At 61.4% G+C, this 8,037-nt stretch carries 11 protein-coding genes; 1 reads left to right on the forward strand and 10 read right to left on the reverse strand.

Annotated features, from left to right (window positions below; all coding sequences use genetic code 11):
* Position 1: 1 nt before the first annotated feature.
* From PAA8504_RS20640 to PAA8504_RS20675, 9 genes are all read right to left on the reverse strand, one after another.
* Entirely contained in the window at positions 2-667 is a 666-nt protein-coding gene (locus PAA8504_RS20640) for a VirB8 family type IV secretion system protein (RefSeq protein WP_108896025.1), read from the reverse strand.
* Positions 664-1,425: a type IV secretion system protein gene (locus PAA8504_RS20645; protein WP_108896032.1), complete on the reverse strand. Its 762-nt coding sequence runs from the start codon at positions 1,423-1,425 to the stop codon at positions 664-666. Before PAA8504_RS20645 ends, PAA8504_RS20640 begins: the two co-directional genes overlap by 4 nt.
* A gap of 80 nt (positions 1,426-1,505) precedes the next feature.
* Positions 1,506-2,726, reverse strand: coding sequence for a lytic transglycosylase domain-containing protein (locus PAA8504_RS20650; protein ID WP_108896026.1), 1,221 nt, complete (start codon positions 2,724-2,726; stop codon positions 1,506-1,508).
* On the reverse strand, positions 2,716-2,877 hold the full coding sequence (locus PAA8504_RS22225; RefSeq protein WP_181375904.1) for a hypothetical protein: 162 nt from the start codon (positions 2,875-2,877) through the stop codon (positions 2,716-2,718). Before PAA8504_RS22225 ends, PAA8504_RS20650 begins: the two co-directional genes overlap by 11 nt.
* Positions 2,874-5,222 carry a VirB4 family type IV secretion/conjugal transfer ATPase gene (locus PAA8504_RS20655; RefSeq protein ID WP_108896027.1) on the reverse strand — a complete coding sequence of 783 codons (2,349 nt, stop codon included), beginning with the start codon at positions 5,220-5,222 and terminating at the stop codon, positions 2,874-2,876. Before PAA8504_RS20655 ends, PAA8504_RS22225 begins: the two co-directional genes overlap by 4 nt.
* Positions 5,212-5,490 carry a VirB3 family type IV secretion system protein gene (locus PAA8504_RS20660; protein WP_107978157.1) on the reverse strand — a complete coding sequence of 93 codons (279 nt, stop codon included), beginning with the start codon at positions 5,488-5,490 and terminating at the stop codon, positions 5,212-5,214. Before PAA8504_RS20660 ends, PAA8504_RS20655 begins: the two co-directional genes overlap by 11 nt.
* Positions 5,491-5,502: 12 nt before the next feature.
* Positions 5,503-5,793: a TrbC/VirB2 family protein gene (locus PAA8504_RS20665; protein WP_108896028.1), complete on the reverse strand. Its 291-nt coding sequence runs from the start codon at positions 5,791-5,793 to the stop codon at positions 5,503-5,505.
* The gene (locus PAA8504_RS20670; protein WP_108896029.1) at positions 5,790-6,404 is read right to left on the reverse strand and encodes a lytic transglycosylase domain-containing protein; all 615 of its coding nucleotides are present in this window, start codon (positions 6,402-6,404) and stop codon (positions 5,790-5,792) included. Before PAA8504_RS20670 ends, PAA8504_RS20665 begins: the two co-directional genes overlap by 4 nt.
* A gap of 64 nt (positions 6,405-6,468) precedes the next feature.
* Entirely contained in the window at positions 6,469-6,822 is a 354-nt protein-coding gene (locus tag PAA8504_RS20675) for a hypothetical protein (RefSeq protein ID WP_092696180.1), read from the reverse strand.
* Positions 6,823-7,129: 307 nt separating this feature from the next.
* Here PAA8504_RS20675 and PAA8504_RS20680 point away from each other — a divergent pair, with 307 nt between their 5' ends.
* Positions 7,130-7,291: a hypothetical protein gene (locus tag PAA8504_RS20680; protein WP_245897720.1), complete on the forward strand. Its 162-nt coding sequence runs from the start codon at positions 7,130-7,132 to the stop codon at positions 7,289-7,291.
* Here PAA8504_RS20680 and PAA8504_RS20685 read toward each other — a convergent pair.
* On the reverse strand, positions 7,288-7,893 hold the full coding sequence (locus tag PAA8504_RS20685) for a recombinase family protein (protein ID WP_108896030.1): 606 nt from the start codon (positions 7,891-7,893) through the stop codon (positions 7,288-7,290). The genes PAA8504_RS20680 and PAA8504_RS20685 overlap by 4 nt on opposite strands.
* Positions 7,894-8,037 lie beyond the last annotated feature (144 nt).

Here is an 8,037-nt window from a genome sequence, read left to right on the forward strand (position 1 = left end):
GTCACTCCTGCCTATCGGACACGACCGCGTATTCAGTCACCGTGAAGCCGAAGGGATTGCGCCACACATCGTCTATCTGCCGCATTTGTGCGGGCCGAAACTCATAGAGCAGCGTTGCCGTGAAGCTCCCTGTCTGCGTCCCTTCATTGGACGTCAGCCGCTTCCGAAACCGCACTTGTGCCCGGTTGTTCGTAATGAGGTTGATCGAGTCGATTTGCACATCGAGCCGCGCATCCTCGCCGTAGTTGTTGGGCGGATAATCGGCGTGGCCGCTGGTCCAGAGCTGCCGCAGGGAGGATTCCGCATTCCCATCGGACATGGCCAGGACACGCTCAATTCGCACATCGTTGTCGAGCTGGTTGTAGGTCTCCCGCGCGTTCACATAGCGGTAGACTTCGGCCTGAATGATCGCCGGGCGCTCCGTCAGCGAGACGGCTTCAACCGCCGCGTTCGGAACCGCCATGCCTGTCTCACTATCCACCGGGACCACAACCGGCGGCGGGTCCACATCGAGAACCGAGACAGCCGCAGCCGCTAGGCAGCCCGCGATGCCGAAGACCGCGCTCACGAGCGCAACCTTCTGCCAGAGCCGTTCACGGCGACGAGCGCCGTAAACAAGCTCTTCTTCAATGATCTCGTCTTGTTTAGCCACGCCTGCCTCGCTCATTCGAGGTCCGGCAGGGTGAAGTCCATGAACCTCTGTTCCTCAGCGATGGCGGCCGCATCGACCACACCGCTTTGACCGGACCCTACCGTCTGAATTGCTTCGAGTTCCCACATGCGCGTCATGGCGATCGCCAGCTCCGCCGTGACGCGCGTGTTGTGATCGACGCTCGACTTGAGCGTTTCCATGTCGGGGATCATCCCGACCAGCTCATCTACCCGCTCAAGCGACTGCGCCGCCTCGCGGTGGCTGTTCTGCGCGGCCGCCGACATGACCGCCCCTGTGGAGGCGCGCGTGGCGACGTTCTCCGCGCCTCGGTTGCCGCTGGACGCCATTTCCGACAGCGTATCTTCACCGAAGCCAGCTTCGGCCAAGACGCGCTCCATCTGCGTCTGAATCTCCGGCGCCGAACCGCCCAGGAGGCCAGAGAAGTCGCCGTTGGCGACGCCTTGGGCCAAGTCGATCACGTCCTCAAATTCCTGATCGAGAAGGCCGTTAAGGTCGCCGTTCTCCATCACCATCGCGGCCACGTTCGTCGGGCCGCTCAAGGCGTCATAGGTCTCTTCGAGCTGGTCGATTTGACTTTGGAGAAGTTCGACTTGCTCAAGTAGGCGGTCGAGTTGATCCGACTGGATGCCGTAGTCTTCCAGCATCTGCTGAATTTGCCGAATTTCCTGCGCGATGTTCTGTGTATCGACCACCGGCACGCCTTGCGCGTACGCCGGGGGCGCGGCCATGAACGCAACCGCGCTCGACAGCATGGCACCACCACCAGAGACGGCGACTGCACCCGTCAGGGCCGCCGCGCGGACCCACCGTCCTATCGTTTTCGAGATAGCCATCACTCGAAATCCTCCATTTGAAAGTCCATGAAGGCCCGCTCCTGGGCCGTTCGTGCCGCCATCGCGACTTGCTCTGCGGAAAGGGCGCGGGTCTGCGCCGCCTTGAGCCGAGTGCGGATCGCGACGAGCCGCGCCAGCTCAGCGCGCGCATAGGTGTTCAGGGCATAGGCTTCCTGAACGTCTTCGGTCTCCCCGATCCGCTCTATGATCGCGCTGACGCGCGCTGCGGCGGCTTGCACGGAAGTCAGGGAGTAGTCGCCGTAGACCCCGGAGCCGTAGGCCGTCATGCTCATGGTTGAGTTGGCGAGCGTCACAGGGTCGATGGTGCCAAGAGCATCCACGCCGCCGATGATCTCGAGGTAGTGGTTGTAGCGTTCGGGGATCACCTGCACGTAGTGCTGGGTTTCCTCGAACGGCGGGACGCCCCCATAGTTCTGCACGTTTCCAGGGCCGGCGTTGTAGGCCGCGAGCGCATGAATGATGTTCCCGTCGAACATATTCAGCATCGAGGCGAGGTAGCGCGCGCCGCCTTCGACTTGGAGATAGGGACTCTCGTAGTATTCCGGGTTGATGCCGAGATCGCTGGCAGTGCCCGGCATGATCTGCGTCAGACCGAACGCTCCAACCGGCGACTTGGCCCCGATGGTGAAGCGGCTTTCCTGCCAGATCAGAGCTTGGAGAAGCGCCCGCCATTGGACCGCGGACAGCCCGGCCGTGCCGACACCGGCGTTGCCGTGCGTCTCCTTTGCCACGCGGATAATCAGTCCTTCGACCGAGCCGCTGGCGTCTCCGAACCTTTCTTCGACTTCGCCGCCGCCCGTGCCCGGTTCACTGTTCCCCGCCTCGCCTTCAACGGCCCCGAACATCTGTTCCGCGCCGGGGTTGGTATCGACGGGCGAGTAAAGCTCATCGGAAGCCGTCTCATCCGAGCTATTATCTTCGAGGCTCGCGACCATGCCCGACACGTTCGTGTCGCCCATAGTCGCCGTCGAATGAATGTCGGCCAGAGCGTCGAGCTGTTCCTGTTTGATTTCGACCAGCCGCTCAGCGGTATCGAGAACGTCCTGTTGGAGCAGCAGATCGAGTTCCGTGCGCTCGATGATCCCCTGTATCTGCGCATTCTTCTGTGCATCGAAGACAGGGACGCCCTGCGCCCCTGCCACGCCGGGCAGGACGGTCAATGCTGTGCAGAGCATGAGCGCCGGGAGCTTAGTCGCCATCGGAGACAACCTTCCAGTGCTCCGAGTTCACCGGCGTGAAGGTGCAAGGCCCGTCAGTCGGGGCGAAGTTAAAGCACTCAGCGGTCGAGGGCTGATAGCCGCACCCGGCAAGGGTCACGGCCATCAGCAGGGCAGCGGTCAAGAGCTTCATCCGATCCTCCAGAAATCCGGGCGGTCGCGGTAGTCTTCCCCGACCAGTTCCTCGCCCTTTTCCATCCCGCCCAGGATGGTCAGAAGGTTGCCCAGCGGGCTCAGATCGGCATCGACCAGGACCGAGCCCTGATCGTCGCGCACAAGCCCGAGGCGCGAGTTGCTGCCCGAGTTGAGCAGCATGTCGAGTTCCTTGTCGTGCAGGCCGAGCAGGTCATAGTCGCTGCGGCGTGCCCGTATGTTGGGGAGAAGGATTTGCGTCGGGACCGCCTCAACGATGGTCTGACCAACGTTCGTCCTTTTGAGCTGGCTGGCATACTGCGTCATCATCACGACGACCGCGTTCTGCTTCCGGGCCGTGACGAGCCAGTTGCTCAGTCGCTCCGCGAAGTAGGGGTTATCGAGCGCCTTCCACGCTTCATCAATGACGATGATCGTGCGGCGTCGATCCTCGATTTTCCGCTCCACCCGGCGGAACAGATACGAGAGGACCGCCATGCGCTCTTTCTCGCTTTCGCTGTCCAAGATTCCGGTCAGATCGAAACCAACCGTCTCGCCTTCGAGCGAGAACGTGTCCTCTTGGTTGTTCCCGAAAATCCAGCCGTAGCGTCCGCCTTCGGTCCACTCGACAAGGCGCTCATGCAGATCGCCTTCGTCGTCGGTCGAGCTGAACAGAGAGGCCAAGTCCGTCCAGTTGCGAAGATCCTCGCGCGCTTCCGCGTTCTGCCGCACGACCTCTTGGATGCGGTTCACCTGCGTGGGCGTCAGCGGCTTGTCGGAGCGATGAACCAAAGCGGAGAGCCAGTCGGAAAGCCATGCCTGCCCGCGCGCGTCGATCTCTGTGCGGAGCGGATTTAGGCCGGTCTTCTCGCCCGCGTTGATGGACGTGTAGCGACCGCCGTTGGCGCGCACCGCCATTTCCATCCCGCGCCGGTAATCGAAGACGAACAGCCGCGCGCCCGCGCGCTTCGCCTGCGTCATCAGAAAGGCGGCGAGAACGGACTTGCCCGAGCCAGGGCGTCCGAGGATCAGGGTATGCCCCCCGGTCGGCTCTTTCTCGGGCGACCCTTCCTCATGGAAGTTGAAGTGGAAGCCGCCCCTATCCACGGTCGGGAACATAGTGACGGGAACGCCCCAAGGGACGCGCTCGCCGGTCTTACCCATCTGAGGGCGATGGAAGGCGGCATAGTCCGCGAAGTTGTGGTTCGTGACCGCCGCCTTACGGCTTCGCTTGGCTCCATTTCCGGGGTGCTGCGCGAAGTAATGCGTCTTAGCCGCAAAGCTCTCATTCACCATCGTGACGCCTTCTGTCGTCGCGATGTTGCGCACTTCGGCGCCGATGCTATCGAGCTTTTCTTCGGTCTCCGCGAATACCGTCACCGTCATGTGGTGTAGCCCGAAGCTCAGCCGCCCGGTTTCGAGATCATCGAGCGCGGTCGGCATTTCCTCCAGGAGCGACATTGCGCCGTTGTCTGACGCGCGACGAAGCCGCATCTGGCGCTTAATGCGCCCCGCCATGACGTTCGAGTTGATGGTGCTGAAAGACTGCGTGACGACCATATCGACCGGCAGGTTCAGATCATCGAACATCGTGCACTGCGACGTGCTGTGATAGCTCTTGAGCGCAAAGGTGGTCCCTACGCGCCGTCCTATGGTGCCTTCGGACAGGTAGAAGTTCGGGCCTTTGAACGTGACGCGCGTGTTCGCCACGTCTTGCGCCACATAACCATAAGACGAGCCGCGATAGATCGGGCTTTCCCGCCCCACATTCAGCGCGCCGAGGAAGCCCAGCAGCTCACCTTCCTCAGCCGACAGAAGCCGCGCGTTGAGGTTCCCAAAAGTCGAGCGCAGAAAGTTCGTGACCTCGTAGAGTCGCCGCAGGGCCTTTTCCGTCTCGCTCCGGAGCGTTGCCATCGACTTCGCGCGGCGCAACGGCACGTTCGCCCCGAGCGTTGGGCGACGCATCACCGTCAGCGTGAGGGTCTTGTCGCGTAGCTTTCCATCGTCCAGGTGCGCTCGCCAACGGTTATCGACCGCCTCGGCAAAATCACCCCCGTTGACAGGCGGCAGGCCGTGTTCGACAGGCCGCGAAACCTTATGGACGTAGAAGCTGTAGTCCGATCCTGACTGCGCCACGACATGCGCGAAGAGCGCCCGCGTCTTGTCGAGCAATTCGTCTTCGGTGGTGGTGCTGTTCAGACCGTCGAGCCGGATGCACTGCATCAGCTCGTTTCCGCGCGTGCGGATCGTCTTGTCATCGACCAGCGACACGTAAGGCAGCAGCGAGGCCATCTTGCGTTCGCGGGCAAACCACGTCGGCAGGAGTTCGTTGTCTTCAAGGGACATAGCTATCTCCCCCGTGCTGGCGACGGTTTCGCGTGGGCGGAGTTTCTTGGAGAGTGGTCGCAATCACGTCGATGAAATGCGGATCCCAATCCGCCGCCTTCCAGAGAACCGGGTAGGCGGCAAGGGCCAGCAGCGCGACGATGACGCTTTGCACCCAAAGGAAGACCAGAACAGACCCGAACATCCAGATCATCGCATACATGATCGGCAAGCCGAGCAGCTTGGGTGGTTGCGTCAGACCTAGATAAACACGGGACTGCTCTGTCATCGCTTTTCGACCTCAGTTATTCCAGATGGTCGAAACAATGGTCGGCGCCGCTGCGACGCCGGCGATGGCGATCACGGTCCAAAGCGCCTGCCGGAAGTCGAGAATCCCGAACAGCCAAGTCAGGAAGACCCCGATCAAGGCGAGCGTCCCGATCACCATGCCGAGCGGGCCGGTGATGGCGTCCACGATGCCTTGCAGAAGGTCTTGTACCGGCGACAGGTCCAGCTCTTGAGCGAGCGCCGGTTCGGCTATGACAAAGGTCAACACGACCGCCATAGCCACGTGAGTGATATTCGACTTCATCCTAGATCTCCTTGCAGCCTTGCGAAGACCCCCATGACCTTGAGGACGTGATTTTGGGTCTCGCGGTACGGGGGTATTCCCCCGTTCTCGACCACGGCCGCTGGCCCTGCGTTGTAGGCAGCGAGGGCGAGCCGTGGGTCCTGGAACCGGGCGAGCTGGGTCAGAAGATACCGAGCCGACCCGTCCAGATTTTCCTGCCAATCGTGCGGGTCCACTCCGAGGGTAGACGCCGTAGCAGGCATGAGTTGCCCGAGCCCGATCGCGCCCACATGGCTTCGAGCGTTCGGATCGTAGGCACTCTCGATTTCGATGTTTGCGCGGAAAAAGCGGCGCCACTCCGAGACGGACATGCCGACGCGCCGTAGCGCCGGGTGCGACCCGTAGCGCATCGCCGTCGTATCAATTGCTTGGAGGACCGCAGCGGGCGGAACGACCGCGCGCGGAACTTGCACCGCGGCTTCGGCTTCGCCGCCCTCTTCATCTTCCTCGTCTTCGTTGAACAGGAAAATGCTATCCCCGTCCGACCGGCGCGCATCGCCGTAGGTGCGAGAAAAACCGTTCTGTGGAGATTGCGCTTCGAGGCTTCCGTCCGACCGCATCACCATGACCATTCCCTGCGCGTTCGCAGGCGGCGTGGTGAGCGCGGCGGCTACGAGAGCCGCACCAAGGAGAGCGCTACTCTGACGCTTCGTCTTGTTTTCGTAGGAGGCGTTGAGACGCCCGAGTGCCCGCTTCCAGTGGAATCTCGATGAACTTGCATCCCTGATCGTGCAGGAAGGAGATGAGACCCGGAGCCGTTCGGAAATACCGAGGGGCGAGGTCCTTTTCCCCTTTGCCTTTTCCTCGTGCCGTGACGAGCAAATGTTCTTCGCCGTTGTCGTCCGAGACAGCCCGGAGATACCAGCGACCATACCAGGTTGCGTGCTGCTTGAAGGCGCTTTCCGAGCAGACGATCTCCGCTCGATACCCGCGCTCGAGTAAGTTTCTGAATGTCTCTTCGACGACCACATTAGGCGCTGCTTTGAACATGCGTCCGGCCTGGCCTCCTAGCTCACGAGCATCGGAGACGCGCACCAGACAAGGCGCCGCCACCGATACAATATTGTTATTTTGTCTGCAACCGTACAGATTGCAGGCAGCGTCGGCTCTACCCGGTCTCGGGGAATCCGGGTGACAACCAATTTACCATTGCAACACAAGGGGTTCACCTATGATGTGCGGTCACTTTCACCCTCTAAACACTACAGTAATTTTGTTGATTTTTCTGGCCTTCCCAGCTCATTCTCAGAGCTGTCTACCACCAGAAAAACCATATTTGCCATCAGCGGAGAGCGAGGTGCGCGAGTATGCCGACCTGTTGCGCCAGGACTTCGAGAACTATCTGTCCGAAGTCTCGGATTACATCGGCTGTCTGGATCAGGAGCGCGTGCGCGCCTTCCGCGAGGCCCAAGAGGTCACAGAGCAGTATCAGCGGTTCATCGAGATTGTCAGGGACTAGCTGTCGCCGGAGCCTTCGTGGATCGCCTTGGCAACCGTGGTTCGGCTGATCTGTAGCTCCTTGGCAATCCATCTTTGACTGCGGCCCTCGGCCGCCAACGCCCGGATTTTCCGACCGTGCCGCCGCACTACCGGCGCATCGCCTTCCTGCCGCCCCAAGGTTTTTCCTTTGGCCCGAGCGGCTTCCAGCCCCGATTTGACGCGCTCAGAGAGTAGTGCCGTCTCAAACTCCGCCACGCCCGCGAGGAAGGTCGAGATCATCTTTCCCATCGGAGACGACACGTCCAACTCAAGACCGTTCAACGTCAGAAGCGAAACCTTCTTCGCTTCCAGCTCACTCAGTGTTGAGAGAAGGTCCGAGGTCGAACGCCCCCATCGCGACAATTCGACGACCGCGATTGCATCCACTTCGCGCCGCTTTGCCATCGCCAGAAGCCGCGCACGACCGGGCCGACTGTCCCGCCGTCCACTGGCTGTCTCGCACTCTTCCGCGACGATCTCGTAGCCTGCCCGCTCTGCAAAGGCCCGCAGCTCGCGCAACTGGCGCTCGCCGTTTTGCTCCGGCGTCGAGACCCGCGCATAAATGGCAATCTTGTGGCCCATTTGAACCCCCCTGCGGAGAACCCTCGTCAGGCCCTTCCCACACTGGCCTCGCGTTTGGACCATATAGTCATTTGTCTAAATGGGCCAGCCACGCCCCAAGCCGACTCATCGAATTAGGCTCGCTTGCCCATCTGAGGATGACAA

This window comes from Palleronia abyssalis (genome assembly GCF_900302445.1).
Classification (GTDB): Bacteria; Pseudomonadota; Alphaproteobacteria; order Rhodobacterales; family Rhodobacteraceae; genus Palleronia; species Palleronia abyssalis.

Bases quoted from the DNA above. Each gene is read 5' to 3' on its own strand.
- PAA8504_RS20640 (WP_108896025.1), bottom strand. From the start codon at position 667: ATGAGCGAGGCAGGCGTGGCTAAACAAGACGAGATCATTGAAGAAGAG.
- PAA8504_RS20675 (WP_092696180.1), bottom strand. From the start codon at position 6,822: ATGTTCAAAGCAGCGCCTAATGTGGTCGTCGAAGAGACATTCAGAAAC.
- PAA8504_RS20660 (WP_107978157.1), bottom strand. From the start codon at position 5,490: ATGACAGAGCAGTCCCGTGTTTATCTAGGTCTGACGCAACCACCCAAG.
- PAA8504_RS20670 (WP_108896029.1), bottom strand. From the start codon at position 6,404: ATGGTCATGGTGATGCGGTCGGACGGAAGCCTCGAAGCGCAATCTCCA.
- PAA8504_RS20685 (WP_108896030.1), bottom strand. From the start codon at position 7,893: ATGGGCCACAAGATTGCCATTTATGCGCGGGTCTCGACGCCGGAGCAA.
- PAA8504_RS20645 (WP_108896032.1), bottom strand. From the start codon at position 1,425: ATGCTGTCGAGCGCGGTTGCGTTCATGGCCGCGCCCCCGGCGTACGCG.
- PAA8504_RS20655 (WP_108896027.1), bottom strand. From the start codon at position 5,222: ATGTCCCTTGAAGACAACGAACTCCTGCCGACGTGGTTTGCCCGCGAA.
- PAA8504_RS22225 (WP_181375904.1), bottom strand. From the start codon at position 2,877: ATGAAGCTCTTGACCGCTGCCCTGCTGATGGCCGTGACCCTTGCCGGG.
- PAA8504_RS20665 (WP_108896028.1), bottom strand. From the start codon at position 5,793: ATGAAGTCGAATATCACTCACGTGGCTATGGCGGTCGTGTTGACCTTT.
- PAA8504_RS20650 (WP_108896026.1), bottom strand. From the start codon at position 2,726: ATGGCGACTAAGCTCCCGGCGCTCATGCTCTGCACAGCATTGACCGTC.